General features: G+C 35.3%; 13 protein-coding genes and 4 pseudogenes. 12 read left to right on the top strand and 5 right to left on the bottom strand.

The genetic code is table 11. The features are described from left to right. The first annotated feature begins 65 nt into the window (after window positions 1-65). Window positions 66-1,304 carry an IS256 family transposase gene (locus Wcon_RS03795; protein WP_114516979.1) on the top strand — a complete coding sequence of 413 codons (1,239 nt, stop codon included), beginning with the start codon at window positions 66-68 and terminating at the stop codon, window positions 1,302-1,304. A 415-nt stretch (window positions 1,305-1,719) separates the two neighbouring features. On the opposite strand, the gene Wcon_RS11870 is transcribed toward Wcon_RS03795, so the two are convergent. Then, window positions 1,720-1,863, bottom strand: coding sequence for a hypothetical protein (locus tag Wcon_RS11870; RefSeq protein WP_237350013.1), 144 nt, complete (start codon window positions 1,861-1,863; stop codon window positions 1,720-1,722). A 653-nt stretch (window positions 1,864-2,516) separates the two neighbouring features. Here Wcon_RS11870 and Wcon_RS03805 point away from each other — a divergent pair. The 3 genes from Wcon_RS03805 to Wcon_RS03815 are packed head-to-tail and all read left to right on the top strand — an operon-like array spanning window position 2,517 to window position 4,294. After that, window positions 2,517-2,879: a ferredoxin family 2Fe-2S iron-sulfur cluster binding protein gene (locus tag Wcon_RS03805; RefSeq protein WP_114517274.1), complete on the top strand. Its 363-nt coding sequence runs from the start codon at window positions 2,517-2,519 to the stop codon at window positions 2,877-2,879. Further along, window positions 2,872-3,903: a hypothetical protein gene (locus tag Wcon_RS03810; protein ID WP_114517275.1), complete on the top strand. Its 1,032-nt coding sequence runs from the start codon at window positions 2,872-2,874 to the stop codon at window positions 3,901-3,903. Before Wcon_RS03805 ends, Wcon_RS03810 begins: the two co-directional genes overlap by 8 nt. Further along, window positions 3,887-4,294: a cytochrome c-type biogenesis protein gene (locus tag Wcon_RS03815; protein ID WP_114517276.1), complete on the top strand. Its 408-nt coding sequence runs from the start codon at window positions 3,887-3,889 to the stop codon at window positions 4,292-4,294. Before Wcon_RS03810 ends, Wcon_RS03815 begins: the two co-directional genes overlap by 17 nt. Window positions 4,295-4,375: 81 nt before the next feature. On the opposite strand, the pseudogene Wcon_RS03820 reads toward Wcon_RS03815, so the two are convergent. Further along, window positions 4,376-4,921, bottom strand: a pseudogene (locus Wcon_RS03820) (PD-(D/E)XK nuclease family protein); the annotation flags it as partial. 356 nt (window positions 4,922-5,277) lie between these two features. Continuing rightward, window positions 5,278-8,148: pseudogene (locus tag Wcon_RS03825) on the bottom strand (UvrD-helicase domain-containing protein); the annotation flags it as partial. A 74-nt stretch (window positions 8,149-8,222) separates the two neighbouring features. Here Wcon_RS03825 and Wcon_RS12780 point away from each other — a divergent pair. The 5 genes and pseudogenes from Wcon_RS12780 (at window position 8,223) to holA (ending at window position 11,575) form a co-directional block, all read left to right on the top strand. Further along, window positions 8,223-9,088: pseudogene (locus Wcon_RS12780) on the top strand (4-(cytidine 5'-diphospho)-2-C-methyl-D-erythritol kinase). Window positions 9,089-9,091: 3 nt separating this feature from the next. Beyond that, window positions 9,092-9,439 (top strand): Mth938-like domain-containing protein, encoded by a 348-nt coding sequence (locus tag Wcon_RS03835; protein ID WP_114517277.1) that lies wholly within the window; start codon window positions 9,092-9,094, stop codon window positions 9,437-9,439. Beyond that, on the top strand, window positions 9,433-10,242 hold the full coding sequence (locus Wcon_RS03840) for a metal ABC transporter permease (protein ID WP_114517278.1): 810 nt from the start codon (window positions 9,433-9,435) through the stop codon (window positions 10,240-10,242). Before Wcon_RS03835 ends, Wcon_RS03840 begins: the two co-directional genes overlap by 7 nt. A 164-nt stretch (window positions 10,243-10,406) precedes the next feature. Continuing rightward, window positions 10,407-10,550, top strand: a complete 144-nt coding sequence (locus Wcon_RS03845) for a hypothetical protein (protein ID WP_237350016.1) — start codon at window positions 10,407-10,409, stop codon at window positions 10,548-10,550. A 5-nt stretch (window positions 10,551-10,555) separates the two neighbouring features. Then, on the top strand, window positions 10,556-11,575 hold the full coding sequence (holA, locus tag Wcon_RS03850) for a DNA polymerase III subunit delta (RefSeq protein ID WP_114517279.1): 1,020 nt from the start codon (window positions 10,556-10,558) through the stop codon (window positions 11,573-11,575). On the opposite strand, the gene gltX is transcribed toward holA, so the two are convergent. Then, window positions 11,572-12,906, bottom strand: coding sequence for a glutamate--tRNA ligase (gene gltX / locus Wcon_RS03855; RefSeq protein ID WP_114517280.1), 1,335 nt, complete (start codon window positions 12,904-12,906; stop codon window positions 11,572-11,574). The genes holA and gltX overlap by 4 nt on opposite strands. A gap of 1,218 nt (window positions 12,907-14,124) precedes the next feature. Between gltX and typA the strand changes: the two genes are divergently transcribed. Then, window positions 14,125-15,954: a translational GTPase TypA gene (gene typA / locus Wcon_RS03860; protein ID WP_114517281.1), complete on the top strand. Its 1,830-nt coding sequence runs from the start codon at window positions 14,125-14,127 to the stop codon at window positions 15,952-15,954. Window positions 15,955-16,051: 97 nt separating this feature from the next. Here typA and Wcon_RS11885 read toward each other — a convergent pair whose 3' ends face one another. Then, window positions 16,052-17,419, bottom strand: a complete 1,368-nt coding sequence (locus tag Wcon_RS11885; RefSeq protein WP_237350017.1) for a WD_0033/WD_0034 family tandem repeat-containing protein — start codon at window positions 17,417-17,419, stop codon at window positions 16,052-16,054. A gap of 91 nt (window positions 17,420-17,510) precedes the next feature. Between Wcon_RS11885 and Wcon_RS03870 the strand changes: the two genes are divergently transcribed. Both Wcon_RS03870 and Wcon_RS11890 read left to right on the top strand, forming a co-directional pair. After that, window positions 17,511-18,509, top strand: a complete 999-nt coding sequence (locus Wcon_RS03870) for an Mrp/NBP35 family ATP-binding protein (protein ID WP_114517282.1) — start codon at window positions 17,511-17,513, stop codon at window positions 18,507-18,509. Between the two features lie 369 nt (window positions 18,510-18,878). After that, window positions 18,879-19,493: pseudogene (locus tag Wcon_RS11890) on the top strand (IS5/IS1182 family transposase); the annotation flags it as partial.

Consider the following 19,493-nt stretch of genomic DNA (forward strand, 5'->3'; position numbering starts at 1 on the left):
GTTCAAAAAAGTGTGTCAAACCGAAAAAAAGTAATTTATATCAATTTAAAAATGGAGGTTTGACAATGAGTCAAAAAGTAGTAAACAGAACTAACGGATTGGTAGATTATAAAGAGTTGGAAACAAATATCCTGTCGTCTATACGAGAAGGAAGACCGTTGACAGGAAAGGAGGGAGCATTAACACCATTTATAAAAAAGCTGCTGGAGGCGAGTCTAGAAGGTGAAATAGAAAACCATTTATTAGCTGAAAGTGAAGAAAATAATCGCAGAAATGGGAGGAATGGAAAGACTTTACGTACAAGTGCAGGTTCATTTGAGCTGTTAACGCCAAGAGATAGAGAAGGAAGTTTTGAGCCGCAAATAGTCAAAAAAAGGCAAACAAGCTTACATCCAGAGCTTGAAACGAAGATTTTGAGCACATTTGCCAGTGGTATGAGCTATAGAGATATAGCGTCACACGTTGAGGAAATTTATGATCACAAAATATCGGTAGCAGAGATATCAAGTATTACCGACAAATTACTGCCTATAATCAATGAATGGCGTAGTCGTCCACTGCAATCAGTATACCCGATAGTATTTATGGATGGGATGTTCTTTAAGGTCAAGGAGGATGGACATTGCGTAAGTAAATGTATGTACAATATATTGGGCATAGACCAAAATGGCAGAAAAGAAGTCCTGGGCTTTTATTTGGCTGAAAGTGAAGGAGCTAACTTTTGGTTGGAAGTGCTAAATAACCTCAAAGAAAGAGGAGTAGAAGATATTCTGATTGCATGTGTAGATGGGCTAAAAAGCTTTCCTGCAGCCATCAACAGTGTATTTCCCAGTGCAGAAGTGCAGCTATGTATAGTACACCAAATAAGAAATTCTCTGAAATATGTATCCAGTAAAGATGTGAAAGTTTTCATGAATGATCTGAAAAAAATATATCGTGCTTCAAGTAAAGAAATTGCTGAGAATTATCTGCTTGAGCTGGAAGGAAAATGGGGAGAAAAGTATCCTTTAGTTATAAAATCCTGGCAGAACAATTGGGAAAACTTATCCAGTTATTTTAAGTATTCTGGGCCAGTTAGGAAGCTGATTTACACCACTAATCCAATTGAGGGGTTGCATAGACAAATCAGGAAATTTACTAAAACTAAGGGTTCATTTACTAGTACAAATGCCTTGTACAAACAGGTATATTGTGCTATAAAAAAGGTAGAGCAAAAGTGGATTATGGCTCTCCCTAATTGGGCTTTAACTATGTCTCAACTTGATATTTTCTTTCCAGATAGGTTGAAAATTGAGTTGAACTAAAAATGCGGCTTGACACACTTTTTTGAACATTCCCATTTTCTATGGCTTGATTAACAAAATGAAAAACATTTCCTCTTTTTTTGAGAAACTCGTTATACTCTCATTTTTTGTGGCATAAGTTATACTTGTTTGAAAAATGCCTATTTTACAACAAAATACGTTAGTCACCATATATTAAAAAGCTTTTCTTCTTACAATAACCTCAACCAATACTAGCTATGCAACAAAGCCATCCCGGATGCAGGGTATGTTCAATTTTCTGAATTTTCCTCCAGATTTGGGTATTTCCTTTCTCCGGTTCCTATTTTGGTTATAGGTCTTGGTTGTTAGTTCATGTCTTATTCGTTGAAGATACTTTCTTACGCCTATTGCTTCTATTGATTCGAATGTCACTCCATCAATTCCTGGTGCTCCATTACTCTTCTTTGTTAGCTTGTAGGCTTCTTCTAGTGTCTCCATCTTGCAGACATGAACGTAGATTCCCCAGAATCGCCATTCCGGTTCTGCTTTCGCTTTGGTTTCTTCTCAGGTCTTGTAATTTTATTGGTATTTTTGTCATTTTTACCTTTTCCTTCCTTTTGTTAAAAGATCTTTACTAGTAGGGTGCCTTCGCTCCATGGGCATTACCCCACTTCTTCACACCCATCCGCCACCCTCTTATCTTTCGTCCCCTTTCCTAGTTCATAGTTATAGGGCTTACCTTGCTCCAAAGTATTTCTCTTTGGGATAAGTAGGACTTCTCCAGTTGCTTAGTATGTCCTCATTATCATGCCATCACTAACACCCCGCCAGTAGATCTGCCGTATCATTCGTATTTCGTCACCCTATGTTACCTTCACCCGTTGTTAGAGGGCTCGGCCTTTGGTTCACGTTACTTTCGAGGTCACCTATGTGTTCGCTTTCGCTACAGCCTGGTAATTCACCATTATTCTTACAACAATGTTGTCGGTAGGCTTCAGCATCTTGGTTTCCCTCCATATTGCTACCCTAGTTACAGAACTCCGACTCTTATCCTGGTGGGGTTGACTCCCACTGAACATACACGCCTTTCCTGGACGCACTATCAACTCGATGGCTGCCTTTGCTTACAATGCTGTGAGATGCTGGTGGCACTGGCCTACTCTCCTAATAGAAACACAAAAGAGTTTGCAAGTACTAGCTATTATTTGTAGAATGTAGAGAAATTAGTAGGGATTTCAATAGGAAAATAGTATGTCATCTGTTACTTTTATCTTACCTGATGGAAGCAAGAAAAGCTATGAAGCTGCGGAGGGAGAAACTCTGCTTAATTTAGCCCACAGAAGTGATCCAGATCTGCTTGAAGGTGCATGTGAAGGCTCTCTTGCTTGTTCTACATGCCACGTAATTGTTGATCCAAAATTTTATGACGTTGTAGAAACACATAATCCTATATCTGATGAGGAAAATGATATGCTGGACCTAGCTTTCGGCTTAACAGAGACATCGAGGCTTGGATGTCAAATAAAAATCACAAAAGATATTGACGGTTTGTGTGTAACCGTGCCAAGAGGTACAAGAAACATATCATTAGATAAACAAGGAAACGATGCGTAAGATTTTTATCTATATTGTCTTCTCTTTACTTTTGTTTATTCCTGTAGCGTATGGTGGTTTTTGGTATTTTTCCGCATGTAAGGTAAAAAATCTTTTAGCTGAAACAATACTATACATTAACGACGAAAAGTTTGATATTTCACATGATTTTAGCGGATTTCCTTTTAACCTAGTTTTTCGTCTAATGAACCCAAAGGTCTCCAATGAGCAATTAACTATCTCATCTGAAGCTTTATTGATAAGAAATAAATTGTTTGATAAATCAGTATATATCTACATACCAAGCAATGAAGTCAATATTACTGTCCGTGGTGATGAAAAAAAGAACATAAAATGTCACACAAACGATAGCAGCCACTTTGTTGTTAGACTAAATGATTTACCATCTTCATTACAATTCAACAGAAATAGCACTGTGATAGACTATATAGATGCACTTCGTTACGAAGATTACGGATTGAAATGTGATGTTTCAGAAAATCAGCAAAGTGTTATAACTGAAGTGAATGATAAAAGTAATTACATCCAATTTCACCTCGCTAAAGAACTGAATGGAAATACTAAACTAGGATTTGATTTTTATACTTATCGGTATAAACATACTGCAAATCCTGAAAATTACCTTAGTATCGATGCTAAATTCGATTATGAATTTGTAAATCATATTTCAGCTTCCAAGATTAATTTTAACATAGAAAAATTTTTGATTCAGAGTAATAACTTTTCTATTATTGCGAATGGCGGGGTAAATAATTACAATCTAGTTACATCTTCATTTGAAGACAAAATTAACGTAGCCATATCAAATTATAAAGAATTAATCTCATTTGTGACTGGTGATTCAAAAGCTTCAGATTTGTGCAAAAAATTAATGTCTTCCTTATCAGAAAAAACAACTGATAACGATATTCAATTTTCAATAAAGTACGACGATAATGTAGGTTCAGGTTTTATTGGAAAATTATCCACTATTGATTTTATGAGGCAATTTACTGAATTCACCAAGAATGAGAATAGTAATTAGCTTACTTTTTACACTGATATTCCATTTAGGCATAAATGCTTTCACTTTGGATGACAAACTAACAGATAAAAGCATGGAAGAGCGAGCAATTAGCTTATTTTTAGTGATAAAGTGTCCAGTATGCTCTGGTGAATTATTATCCGAATCTGAGTCTCAAGTTGCATATGGTATGCGCAAGGCAATTCGCAAGAAGATCAGTGATGGATATACTGACGAGCAAATAATTTCAGAGTTAAAAAATTCTTATGGAGGTTCAATTACCATTATACCACCTGTAAAATCTAGTACCTACATTTTATGGTTTATTCCGCTTACAACTCTGCTTGTTGGGTGTTTTATAATACGAAGATACAGTATTCGTTCAGAAAATAAGGTAGACAAGGTAGTATAGAAAGATAACCATAGAGTAAAAGTGAGTTTACAACAAATGCAAGTAGCTACTGTACGAACTTTATACTATATATTATTGAGTTTAGATCAAAGATTGTAAGGTTAAATCTTCTACCCAAATAACCACGCACTCTACCTGCTTATCTGGGTAGACTTCTTGCACTAAGGTTTTATAGATCAACATTTGCTTTTTTATTTCATTTAATGAGGAAATAGAAACGTTATGGTGTGATTTATAGTCAATTATGATTGCTTTATCTTCTGTTATGCATAGCCTGTCTAGCCGTACTAATACTGATTTACCGTCAATTGTTCCACTCAGTGTAATTTCTGATTTGCCTTCTAAGTCGAATAGATAATCATATTTTTCATTAAAGGCTAATATTTTGCTGTAAATTTTATCTTTATCTTCACTAGTGTTTATGCTATTAAGATATTTCCTAACCCAATTTTTTCTCCTGTCTTTCTCTATCTTAGGTAGATATTGCAATATACTGTGAATTATTAAGCCTCTTGCATAGCCGTCTGTTATTCCTGCACTATCCTCAGCCATCTCAGTGCCCCTTTTTTTGTCATCCAAGTAGCCAGACACTGGCTTTTTTTCTACAGATCTCAGCGTTACGTTCTGTCCTTCTTTTTACTGGATCCCAGTGTAAAGCACTGGGATGACAGTGGAGGGTCTTGAGATGATAGGGTAGGGTTTTGGCATGACAGTGGAGAGTGCTGGAATGATAGTGGAGGGTTTTTGGATGAAAGGGGAGAGTGAGTAGCAGATGTCATTCCAGCGCGTGACGCTGGAATCCATTTTTCATCATACATCGACTCATTTAAAGTTAAGTTCCAGTTTCTAGGCACTGGAATAACAGAGGAGGGTTTTAGGATGAAAGGGGAGGATATTAGAGTAGCAGGAGAAGATTGAACTGGTATCATTTGGGTGGTTAACACTGATTCCCCTTTTTTCTTTCCAGATTCTTGAAAGAGTGCTGACAGATTTGGCGGAGGTGAAATTACCGGAACGTTAAAATAATCACGTTTTTTATAAATAGAAGGGTAATTTGCATTCATGCATAGTACTTCAACTTTTTCTTTAAATATTGGCTGTAAGTGTGCTTGTTTCTTCTCATATAATTCTCCATATTGAATAACTAGATCATACCAAGAGCCCTTTTGTACCGGTTCTTTACCTAAAATGTATAACTCATCTTCAGCACGCGTGAGTGCCACGTATAGCAAACGCAAATATTCGTTATAATCTTCTAGTTTTTTCTCTCTTTTTACTTGATCGCAATAAGCATTATTATTTTTGCCACACCAAAATGGCGCTTCTGTTGCATCAAACACAATACTTTCGCTGTTTCTTGGCACCGTATTTGTGTCAACTAAAAACACTATGGGAGCTTGTAGACCTTTTGATTTATGAATTGTCATTATTCGCACAGCATTGCGTTCTGATTGCATATCGTTTTTAATCTCAGGATTGTTTTCCTTGATCCACTGAACAAATGCTTGAAGAGATGGGTTCTCGAATTGCAACACGAGGTTCATAAATTCGTCTAAAACCTCGAAGCACTCAAGACCTAGCCTTGAAGCAAATTTTTTCTTACCTGTGCGCAATATATGCGTGAATAATGTAAGAGGGGATTCTGTCTGAGATAAGTTAATCAGATAGTTTAATTCACTATAGATAATCTTATGATAATCTTGAATTCTTTCCCATAACGACTGTTCTTTACGATCATATGCAATATTAAATAAATCATCCTCAGTGAAGTTAAATAGTGGTGATTTTAAAACATTTGCAAGAGCAAGATCATTTGCCTGGAGGAGCAAAAATTCAGCCAAAGCTATTAAGTCCTGCACAGCTATGTAATCCATGATTCTGAAATAATCTCGGCCTATAACTGGTACATTTACTTTTTTTAATTCACTTATTATGTAATCAACTAACACATTTCGCTGCCGTACCAAAATCATAATGTCCCTTGGTTCTATATGGCGATCTTTGGCGACTAAAATCCGCCCTTCGTTTAACCAATTGTGAATTCTGCGAGCTATTGCCTGAGCAAGCAATCGATCTGTTACTACATAATCTTTCCTCTGTGTTAAATGAATTTGTAAGGCTTGCTGCTCTTCCTCATTGCATCTTGGCAATAACGGCCAAATTTCAATGTACCCTTGATCATTTTCTCTATGCGGAACATGTTTTATCTCGTTATTATTGAAAGATATTTCTTCACGGAAGTTGTTAAATATCCTGTCTACAAACATCAAAACTTCTGGAGTTGAGCGAAATGACTTTTCAAGTTGACATGATATCCAATCTCTACCACCAGTTTTTGTGTAAAAGTATTGTTGCATGTAGTTAAATAGGTGGGGATTTGCTCCTTGAAATCTGTAAATCGATTGTTTTACATCACCAACAACAAATAAGGTTCGCTTTTCATCACCACCGGTAAAAAATTCATCACAGAGATTTGTTATAATTTTCCATTGACTGATACTATTGTCTTGTGCCTCATCAACAAGAATGTGATCTATTTTTTGGTCTAGATTAAACAATATCCAATCTTTATAGCCTGGGTTGCTAAGGAGATTTGTTACTAAATTGATGAGATCATTGTAGTCAAGCAGTGCATTTTTTGATTTTTCATTATTATATAGATCAACATATACTTTAAATATACTAAGTAAACTACTGGTTCTCTTAAATATTTGATAAGAATTCATGTCTCTTATATAAGTAAATACTACATTTTGAATGCTTTCTATCATTTGCTCTGCGTCTTCAAATTTTTCCAAAGTACCCTTTGTGATAATTGATGATATGCTCTTTTTTCGTGTGATTCTGACTTCAGAAATACTTTGGCTAAGTTCTCTATCTTGTTGTCATCCCAGTGCTTGACACTGGGATCCAGAAAAAAAAGAAATATGGATCCCAGTGTCAAGCACTGGGATGACAACATTTGGTACGGACGATTTTGTGCTATTACACCAATCATAGAGCATTGTACTATAACTCTGATCTCTTTTGCTGCCCTTGCTTAATATTTCAGCCAATCTTTTTATCTGCTCAATCGTTTCATTCTGTAAATCGTGAATCTTATCAGGGGCACTCAATTTATTTTTGATATACTCTAAATTATTTTCTAGAACTGATCTCTTTACACATAAGGTATAGAGCAAATCACGCAGCTTATTTTCATCAATTTCAGCTGCAATGATACTGATATCGTCCTGAACAGTTTCGTTATGAAGCGTTTTTTCAAATACGATAGAATGCAATTCTTTACATTCGCTCAACGTACAATTTGGGGCGATACCAGCTTCTGTAGGAAAGTTGGAGATTAATTTGTAACAAAAAGCGTGTATGGTTTGTATAGTTAAACCAAGATTTTCCAGTTCAGAGAAAAGCCTTCTTGCTCTTGTTAAATAATCTTTATTTTCTCTGGTCAAGCACTGGAATGACAAGTGGGGGTACATCGAAGGGTGGGGATTTTCACTTAAATCGTGGTCTATCACCTCAGCATCATTCTCCGTTATTTCTGCGTCATCCCCTGTCATCCAAGTAGCTGACACTGGGATCCAGGTTTCTTTTTTTCTGATTTGCAATGAGTCTAGTTGTTCCAGATCCATTATTAATTCGCTATCTGAACATCTTGCCCACCTGCTAAGTGTACTGTAAATGCGATCCTCCATTTCATTTGCTGCAGCATTAGTAAATGTTAAGCAGAGAATATTTCTTTTATTCTCTAATAGAAGTCTTAATACTCTGTCTATTAAGATCTTTGTTTTACCTGTACCAGCGGATGCACTTACCCATACAGAGAAATTAGGATTTATGGCATTTAATCTCATTAGGAGTGTATAAAGTTTGACTGAAGTGGCATTTCAAGTATAGTAAATAAGGTAGTGTTAGTGAAGATATACGAATGGAAAGTTTTTGTGTAAAGGCTCCTGCAAAGATCAATCTTTTTTTACATATTATAAATAGAGAGGAAAGAGGGTATCATTTGATCGAAAGCTTGGTTATTTTTGCTAAGCTTTCTAATTTTTTAGAAATAAAAGTAGGAGAAAAAAAATTTAGATATGATCACTCTACAGCTGAATTTGTAAATTCTGAGTTTAAAATAAATTATCGATATAACACTGTAACGAAAGCAGTTAATTTACTGCTTAGGTATGCTCCTGCACGCACTAAAGTCACTGTGAGGGTTATAAAAAATATACCAATTGCTGCGGGATTTGGTAGTGGTTCCTCAGATGCTGGAGCTGTGATACGCACGCTAGGAGAGCTATGGGAGGTTGATAGGCAAATTTTAAATGATATAGTTTTAAGCGTTGGTGCTGATGTGCCTGCAAGCATAGATAGTAAGCCAGTTTTTGTTAGAGGTATTGGTGAAGAATTATGCCCAGTTAAACAATGCTCTTTACCCACAAATGTGGTACTTGTGAAACCGAAAAAAAATTTTTAAATACATCAGAAGTATTTTCCAAGTATAAAGGGGATTTCTCTCAGCCAATTAAGTGGAGTAATAACACTGAGGAGGGTTTGTTAGAGCTTCTTAAAGAGACAAAAAATGACCTGCAAGAAGCAGCAATAAGTCTTGTACCTGAAATTCAGGATGTAATATCAACACTAGAGTCACAAGAAGGCTCTATACTTTCTCGCATGTCAGGCAGCGGTGTAGCGTGCTTTGGAATGTTCAATAGTGAAGAAAGTGCAAAAGCTGCAGCGGCAAATATCAAAAAGGAATATCCAGAATGGTGGGTGTACGATACGCAATTAATAGTTTGATTTATGTCCTTAGTTTCTGAGAAGAAAAATCTTATAAATGGTTACAGGGAAGGAAGGTTTTGGGTAAATAATCAAGAATATCATGGCTCAATTATAATTTTTCCTGAAAAGGTGGTTGAATTGAAAGAAAGTGATATAAATAATAAGGAGTATTTTAAATCTTTTTTAACAAAGGAAATAGAGATTTTGATAATAGGTACTGGTAAAATACGCGATTGTTCAATGAAGTCTTATCTTATGGAGCAAAAGAATTTAAATTTTGAATTTATGACGACTGATGCAGCATGCAGAACCCATAATGTTTTAATATCTGAAGATAGGTTTGTTGTCAGTTATCTGATAGCATGTTAGAAATATTTACACAGAGTTTTTTTATCAATAGCCTAATTGCAGTAGTTATGATTAGCCTAGTAACAGGAGCTTTAGGGTCATTTATGATATGGCAAAGGTTATCGTATTTGGGTGATAGTTTGTCTCATTCTTCATTGCTTGGTATTGCACTTGCTTTGATCTTTAATATCAGCCCATCGGTAAGTATAATGCTCATTGCAATTATGTTTGCGATACTACTTTCTCTTAATTTTAATAAATTATATTCTGCTGATACGATATTGAACATAGTTACCAATGTAGTTTTATCATCGAGTTTAATACTTATGTCTTTTCTTCCATCAGGTAATAATAGTATTATTAGCTCATTGTTTGGTGATATATTAATGATTGACCAAAGTGATATAATATCAATTTTTCTAACCTCCGTAATAGTTACTTTGATATTAATATTTAGATGGCGCTATTGGCTGATGATTTCAATTAATCAAGACTTGGCAGCAGTTGAGAAAGTTAATGTTAATTTTGTTAGGCTAGAATTTTTAATTGTACTTGCTATCTTTATTGCAATTTCTGCTCAATTAATAGGAATATTACTCATTGCTGCATTTTTGTTAATACCTGCTGCATCAGCGAGGCTCATTTCAAAAACTCCAATGCAAATGATTATTATTGCAACAGTTTTTTCTGTGATCTCTGGTGTATCGGGTCTGATATTATCTGCAAGTTTTGATTTATTAACTGGACCTGCAATTATACTTATTGCAGCTGTATATTTAATCATTGCTTATTTTATAAGGTTAGTGTTAAATAGATTGACTTAATTTTGGTCTCAGATATTCATAATTCATTAATAAAGGAGTGTAACCATCTTAGCGTAAAGTAGTTTTTGCTACATTGTTTTTATGTGCTAATAATAAATTGTTAATTTTATGGAGTGAAAGATATGGCCGAAGAAGGATTTTTTTCTAGGTATGTAGGGTAGCCTGTGAAAAAATTTTATAATTATATTACAGGAAAGAAAGAAGTGTCAGATGATACGAAGAATACAGCAAATCAAGAAAGCTCAGAATTTTTGGACATTGATGTGCAACCAAGTGATGTACAATCAAATGAGAATGATATAATATAGATGGCATGAGAATAACGCCATCTAAAGTTAAAAAATTCCTTGAGAAACCTGATACTTTAAGTGGTGTGTTAGTTCATGGAAGTGACAATAGTAAAATCGATATTTTCGTACAAGAAATAATTGCCAACTTGGATGAGTATTCAGTCCAGGTGATGGATTTTGCAGTAGTGAATAAGTCACCCGGTTTGTTATTTTCCGAGCTGGCAAACATTTCAATGTTTACTAATAAAAGGTTAGTTAAGCTGATAAATGTAAGTGGAAGTATATCTAAAGAGCTAAAGGACATATTGGATAATAGTGTAGGTGGTCATTATATAATGATGATAGCAAATGATCTTCCATATAATTCTGCAACTAAAAGTTATATGGAAAGCTCAAAAATTTTCGGTGTAATTACCTGCTATAAGGATAGCGGTAGTAATCTTTGTGATATTATATCAAGTTACTTGAAGCAAAATGATATAGGGTACACAAATGAGATAATCTACCACTTGCAGTCTTACTTTAATCGTAGCAAACTGCCCATACATCGAGAGCTTGAGAAATTAGTTTTATACCTAGGAGAGAGAAAAGACCTTAAACCTGCTGATATAGACCTGTGCTTTTCAACCTCCGGAAATGATTATGTTACACTTGATGATCTATGCTCTGCCATAGCAAGTAAAGATATGTCACGCTTCATTAGAATTTCTGATGCATTGATATTACAAGAAAATTTTTCACCGATAGCATTAATCCGTATTATATCAAATTATTTTCTACGACTGGAAAGCGTTTTGCTGTTAATACAAGGTGGAATGAGTGAACAAGCTGCAATTGACCAGCTAAATCCTCCATTGTTCTTCAAACAATTGCAGAGTTTTAAATCTCATTTGAAAAGTTTGCAACTTCCAGAACTTAAGAAGATCTTGGAAAAATTGATAAGCTTAGAAGTGACCTGTAAAAAAACTGATCTGAATCATAAAATGATCTTTCAGCATGAGATTAATTATTGGTGTCATTCAAAATACATCCAGTGCATTTAAACCTTTTGTATAATTCTTTGATTTTCTTCTAACCTTGCAACAATACTCTCTCTACCGATAAAAATTAATAATTTGGCAAGTTCTGGTCCTGTTTCTGTTCCTGTTAAAGCGAGGCGCAACTGCGTAAATAGGTCTTTTGCCTTTATATCTACTGTTTGTCGAATATTTTTGACCCACTCTGATAATGTGTTTTCATTACAATCACCTTGAGGTAATGAACTTAGCGCTATTTTTATAAACTCCTTATTAAGAACCACAGGCTCTATATTGTATTTACATACTTGCCACCATTTGGCCACCTCAGAAAACCTGTTTATGTTGTTCCTGATAAAATACCAAAACTCTGAACCAATTTGACTTAAACGATCTTGCACCATTTCAAATGGCATTTGTTGCAGCACTTTGCTATTTAGCTTATACATTTCACTCAAGCTGAATTGTGCAGATGCTGAGCTAAATTTTTTAATATCAAATGAGTTAATTAAAGACTGCATATCAACATGAGCTTCTATCGGATCAGATGTGCCAAGTTTTGCTAAATAGCTAGTTAGCGCCATTGGCTCAATCTCATCTTCTCTTATGGAATTAATATCCAGCCCACCTTTCCGTTTCGATATCTTGCTATCATCAAAATGTAGTAGGGGAAGGTGAGCAAATATAGGAATTTTCGCTTTTAATGCTTTAATCATTTGGATCTGAACTGCGGTATTAGTTACATGATCTTCCCCGCGTACAACATGGGTTACATTAAAGTCAACATCATCAACAACAGAAGGTAACATGTATGTATAAATTCCATCTTCTCTTTTTACCACAGGATCGCTAATGTGAATTGTTGCAATATTTATTTCACCTTTAACTTCATCATTCCATTTTACAATTTCGTTTCTATTCAATTTAAATCTGAAATGTGGTTTTCGTCCTTCTTGCTCATAACGAATTTTCTCTTGCTCAGTTAGAAGCAACGCACCTCTATCGTAAACAGGGGGAAGACCTTGTTTTAATTGCAATTTTCGTTTAATGTCTAACTCTTCTCTTGTGTCATAGCATGCATAAATATGACCTTCTTTCATTAACTGTAAGAACACCTCGTTATAGCGCTCAAAACGCTCTGATTGCTTGAAACTTGAATCCCAATTTATGCCAATCCATTTTAGATCTTCTATGATATTATCTACATATTTGATATCTGAGCGCTCAAGGTCAGTATCATCAAAACGTAGTAAAAATTTTCCATTTTGATTACGTGTGTACATCCAGCAAATAAGTGCAGTTCGTATATTTCCTACATGGAGGTAGCCAGTTGGGCTTGGAGCGAATCTTGTTAGCATTTAAATTGTAAAATAATTACTCTAGTTTATTTTAATTTTATATAAATGTACTGCTAAAGCAAGATTCTTCTTCCTTGTCTTAGTGTTAGTTGCTGCAACGTACAGAAAGCTCTCGAATGGAACACACACAACTGTACGAACATTGTGATACAAGGAAGATGTCATGCCAGTGACCAGACACTGGAATGAAACCAAAGAGGCTAATTAGATTTCTTGCATAACTGAAATTCAAAGGAAAATCAGTTAATGTCATTCCAGTGCTGGAATTCAGCTTTTTCGTAATCATTGGAAACGCTGTATTCTAACATGAAGCAGCTACTTTTGTGCTTGCCAACGTAATAAAATTCCTGGATGCCAGTGTCTGGGCACTGGCATCCAGCAGATAATGTTCGTGCAGCTGTGCCTCATGCGCTGGCTCTCTTAAATTACTCTAACTATAAATATTAATAAATTTACTAATTGCAAAAAAGGCAAAAGAATCCCCACGTAGTGAGTTTGACCCTATAATAATTTAAACTGGCGCTGTAATAATGTGCTAACGCTTAAAATAAGCGCGTTTTGGCTGAATGTAGAAAAAATAAAAAAGACATGCAGCCGCTATAATTTTATGTAATCCGCCAATAAGTACCCTAAGTTTTTTACTGAATTTTTGTCATTGAGCCTGCAGGTCAAAAACAAGTTTTGAGTCATAAATACCCCTATTGTCATGATAAGTGAACTAACGAAATTTGTAAAGGAGTTTTTGTTCCTACGGCTTAGAAAGTTAGCATTCTGCTAGTCATATTCTTTACCTTGCTTTACAACAATGCAATTCCAGTGTCACGCACTGGAATGACAAGAAAGGGAGCACAGGTTTCAATATTTGCACATTAGCCATTCCCCTGAACAGATACCGTGTAATTTCTGCTAAACATGAAACTCCTATTTTAGGAGACTTCTTAAAGTCTTTTCCTGCATAATACTGCAGCTCCCATTACTTTTCTGTACTAAATAACTGCAAAAAAGCGTTCGCTTGTTCAGGAGAATAGTCAAGGAGATCATGTATTAATTCAGTGATCATATTTTAGCCACACTCTATAGTGATATTTCTATATTAGAAACCTTAATCATATAAATTAATTATTTACTATATATTACCTGACGCTTAACTAATCAGTTATTTACTCTAAATATATTATATGTATACTTGTTACTAAATTAATTTTAAAATAATAGAAAATGAATGAATTTAAATCTATACGTAATATTGCAATAATTGCACACGTTGACCACGGTAAAACTACTTTACTTGATAACATGTTAAAACAAAGTGGTACGTTTCGTGAGAATCAAGAAGTTCAAGAACGAGTGATGGATAGTGGCGATCAAGAGCGTGAACGTGGGATTACAATACTTGCAAAATGCACATCAATAATGTGGGGTGATGAAAAAATAAATATTATTGATACACCAGGACATGCGGACTTCGGTGGAGAAGTGGAAAGGGTGCTCTGCATGGCAGATGGCGTGTTACTACTGGTTGATGCTGCAGAAGGTCCAATGCCACAGACTAAGTTTGTGTTGTCAAAAGCACTAAAAGCAAATTTAAAACCGATTGTGATAATCAATAAGGTTGATCGGCCAGACAGCAGAATTGATGAAGTACTAAATGAAATATATGAGTTATTTTTTAACCTTGATGCAACTAACGAGCAGCTAGATTTCCCAGTATTGTATGCTTCAGGTAGAAATGGTTGGTGTGCTAAGGAGCTATCTGATGAGAGAAAAGATTTAAGCCCATTATTTTCAACGGTGATAGATTACATAAAACCTTCCGTTTATGACCAAAATGCACCTTTTGCTATGTTAGTTACTTTACTTGAGTCCGATAAGTTTCTTGGCAGAATATTGACAGGAAAGATTTACCAAGGAACCGCACAAGTTAACTCAGATCTTAAGGTAATTGATTTGGATGGTAAAGTGGTTGAGCGTGGAAGATTAACTAAGTTACTCTCATTTTCTGGCTTAAAACGCATTCCGGTAGAGCAGGCTGTAGCAGGTGACATAATTGCCATTGCAGGACTTGAGAAAGCTTCGGTTTCAGACACTATAGCAGCACCAGAAGTTACAACTGCAGTCAGCTCAACTCCAGTTGATCCGCCAACGATGGCGATTACTATAAGCGTTAATGACTCACCTTTTGCTGGGCAAGAGGGAACAAAACTTACCTCAACTGTTATAAAGGATCGTTTATATGCAGAAGCAGAAACAAATGTTGCAATTACTGTAACTTTGGCGCCAAGTGGCGAGGCATTTGAAGTAGGTGGACGCGGTGAATTGCAGCTTGGAGTGCTGATTGAAAATATGAGAAGAGAAGGTTTTGAGCTTTCTGTTTCACGCCCTCGAGTGCTATTCAAAGAGGAGGATGGCAAAAAACTTGAGCCTATAGAGGAAGTAGTAATTGACGTAGATGATGAGTACAGTGGAATCATCATGGAAAAACTCAGCTTTCGAAAAGGTGAAGTAACTGACATGAGACCTTCTGGCAATGGTAGAACGAGGTTAACATTTTTAGTTCCATCAAGGGGACTGATTGGTTATCAAGGAGAATTTTTAACTGATTCTCGCGGCACTGGTATAATTAACCGTTTATTTCACAGTTATGCTCCACATAAAGGTCGAATTTCCGGAAGGCGTAATGGGGTTTTAATTTCAACAGACAAAGGCGAAGCAGTAGCCTACGCAATTTTCAATCTGCAAGATAGGGGGATTATGTTTATTAAGCCACAGGATAAGGTATATTGTGGTATGATTGTCGGCCAGTATAGCCGTGAAAATGATTTAGAGATAAACGTGCTAAAAGGTAAACAATTAACCAATGTGAGAGCTTCAGGTAGTGATGAAGCTATAAAACTCACTCCGCCAAAGATAATGACACTGGAGGATATGATAGCGTATATAGACGATGATGAGTTGGTGGAAGTGACTCCAAAATCTATACGTCTGCGCAAGAAGTTCCTCGATCCGAATGAACGTAAGCGTGCAGGAAGGGCGAAGAATAAAGAGTAATCAACGTTTCTGATAAAAAGCTGGATGCCAGTGTCTGGGCACTGGCATGACATTATGGACACTGTTCTTTTTTGCCATCCTGATAAACGGATACTAATTAAGTTCTGATATTTTCTTGCAGTCTGACACGTTTGGGGAAAATAGATACATCATCTAATGCACTCCTAACATTTCTTTTATTAATCGCTGCAGTTGGTTGAAAAGTAGCATAGATGTATTGCGGTATATCATTAATTCGTACTAGAATAGAATTAATACATTCAATATTACCTTTACATATAGCAAGGCCAAGTGGTGTTAAGCTGTACCTCTGACCAGTTGGAGATATTGCAGCATTGTGATTATCAAGAACATCTTGCAATAAACCACTATTTTGAGCCTGAATTAAAATCGAATTAATATGTGCATGATTACCTTCATGTATAGCAAAGCCAAGTGATGTTAAGCTATACGTCCAACCATCTGGAGAATGTACAGTATTTTTAGCAGCAAGAACATTTTGCAATATACCACTATTTTGAGCTTGTATTAAAATAGAATTAACATGTTCATGATTACCTTCATGTATAGCAAATCCAAGTGATGTTAAGTTGTACATCCAACCATTTGGAGAATGTACAATATTTTTAGCAACCAGAATTTCTTGCAGTGTACCATTATTTTGAGCTTGCATTAAAATAGAATTAACATGTTCATTTTCATTGATGTTTCTATATATAGCAAGACCAAGCAATGTTAAAATGTACGTCCGATTGTTAAGAATATCTTGCGATATACCATTATTCTTGGCGATTGTTAAAATTGCATTAAAACATTCTTTATTACTTTCATATATAGCAAAGCTAAGCGGTGTAAAAATGTATGTAAGACGATCTAAAAACCGTGTTACAATATTTTCAGTAGCAAAAACGCCTTGCAGCATACCATTATTTTGAGCTTGTTCTAAAATAGAATTGATACATTCGTTATTACCTTGATAAATAGCAAAACTAAGTGGTGCTAAAGCATATGCTATAATATTTAACTTTATAATATTTCTAGCAGCAAGAATGTCTTGTAGTATACCACTTTCCTGAGCTTTTATTAAAATAGTATTAATATATCTTTCCTTGTTTTGATGTATAGCAAAGCCAAGCGATGTTAGGGTATAAATCAGACTACCTTGATAGTCTATAATATTTTCAATATTAATAATCTCTTGCAGTATACTGTTATTTTGAGAATATGTTAAAATAGAATTAATACATTCATCATTACATTTGAATATGGCTAAGCTAAGTAGTGTTAAAGTGCGTCCACCACCTCTTGGAAATCGTATGATGTATCCGATTGTAAGAACTTTTAGTAAATCATTCTTTGAAGCTGATTCCAGGATATTACTGATGCTCCTTCTATTCCGTATGGCCTTTCTTAATTGAAAATACAAAATTCGTTGTTTTTGTGTTAAGTTTTTGTGATTCAACATATTTCTTATAACCCCATTTTAAAGTAAGTGCAGTTTATGTTAGTATACACTGATAGAAGAAATTCTATCATATGTTATGGAAAAATCTACAATGATTAATGAGAAGATCGTAAGAGAGAGCTTAAAAAAAGTCATAGAGAAAAAAGGTGGTAAGGATGTTGGCATAGTATCCTCAATTGTTATTAAGGGCAGAGATGTTGGCTTTGCGCTTGAAGTTACTGAAGCGAATGAAGAATTAAGAAGAAATTGTGAGGAAGCTGTTAAAGCGATACCGGGAGTAGGGAAGGTTACTGTAGTTGCTACTGGCCAAAAACAAGCTGGGCAGCAAAAAGCTAAACTTCATATTGAAGGAGTGGAAAATATAATTGTTGTTGCCTCAGGTAAAGGAGGTGTGGGCAAGTCTACGGTTGCATTAAACCTTGCTCTTTCGTTGGCAGAATTAAAACATAAAGTTGCACTGGTTGACGCAGATATATATGGTCCTTCGATTCCTAAAATGCTGGACACTGAAAAATTAAAGCCAGAAATACAGAGTGGAAAAGCAATGCCTATAGAGAAGTATGGACTCTATACTATTTCAATTGGCTATTTTATCGATAAAGACCGCGCAGCAATATGGCGTGGACCTATGATCACAAAAGCACTTTACAATTTGCTAATGGGAACAAAGTGGTCTGATATAAAATATTTAATCATTGATACACCACCTGGAACCGGCGATGTGCATTTAAGTCTGATGGAGAATTTTAGTTTAACTGGGGCAATAATAGTTTCAACTCCACAGGAGCTTGCTTTAGTTGATGCACGAAAAATTTATGATATGTTCACAAAGCTCAGCGTGCCAATTATTGGCATTGTGGAAAATATGAGCTATTTTGTTCAAGACAATTCAAAAATACACATATTTGGAAAAGACGGTGCAAAAAAAATGTCTGAAGAGCTAAGAATAAAACTCTTGGGCAGAATTCCTCTAGATCCACAAATATGTAGTGCTTCTGATTGTGGAGATCCTTCAATGCTAAGTGAGGATTTAGTAGGGATTTATGAAGGCATTGCTAAAGATGTTAGGTCTTTTGTATGCAGTCTATAAAGTTCGTTTAAACTATTTTCAAAATGGGAATGTTCAAAAAAGCATACGCGAAGTTAAGGAAAAAGATATGAGGAGATAGAATAACAAGTTCTCACAGATATATTTTTAGTGAGAGAAGTAACGATGAATAAAATAACTTGCCTATCAAATAACCTCAACAAATTTTTCAATGAAATGGCAATCAATTGAAACAGAAAAGAAAGAGGCGGTTCATCATTCATAAAAGCTATAATTTTGGGCAATTGAAAACTGCAGCAAAGACCTGCTGCAAAAGAGGAGAAATGGTTATATAAAGAGCAAGTAAAAGTGAGGTAAAATGAGCTTAATAATCTAAAAGAACATCCGAGGAATTTTCGAGATGTAACAGGTCTGACAATAGAAGAATTCCAAAAGGTTGTCGAAACCAGAGTGGGAAAAGGTTGAAAAACAGAAGAAATGCCATGGAAGAACGTCAAAATTGCCTGTATTGGAAGGCAAAATCCTCTGTATAATTCTGTATTATCAAACTTATATAACACACCGATTCTTGAGTAACTTGTATAACTCAAACATTTGCCGATTATTCAAGAAAATGGAACCACTTTTGGCTAAAAAAATCTCAATAAAAAAGGACAGGCCAGAAAGAATTTTGAAGATATTAGCAGATGTAACCAATACAACGGCCAAAAGATAGGAAAATTGTCTTATTCTGGAAAGAAAAGAGTAAACACAATGAAAACGGAAATTGTTATAAGAGAAGATGGGCAAATTCTATCAGTGTCACACAGAGCACGATTTTAAGATACGAAAACAGGAAAAAATGTTGCCAAAAGAGAATATAAAGTATGCAGATTCTGGGGTGGCAAAAATTGAGAGTAACGTTGTAATTCCACATAAAAGGTATCGGGCTGACGGATGATCAACAATCGGAAGCTGGCATCATTTAGGTGGAGCATAAAATCCGTGAAATTAAGATTTTATGTCGCATACCTATCGCAATTTTCA

This window comes from Wolbachia endosymbiont of Cylisticus convexus, from assembly GCF_003344345.1.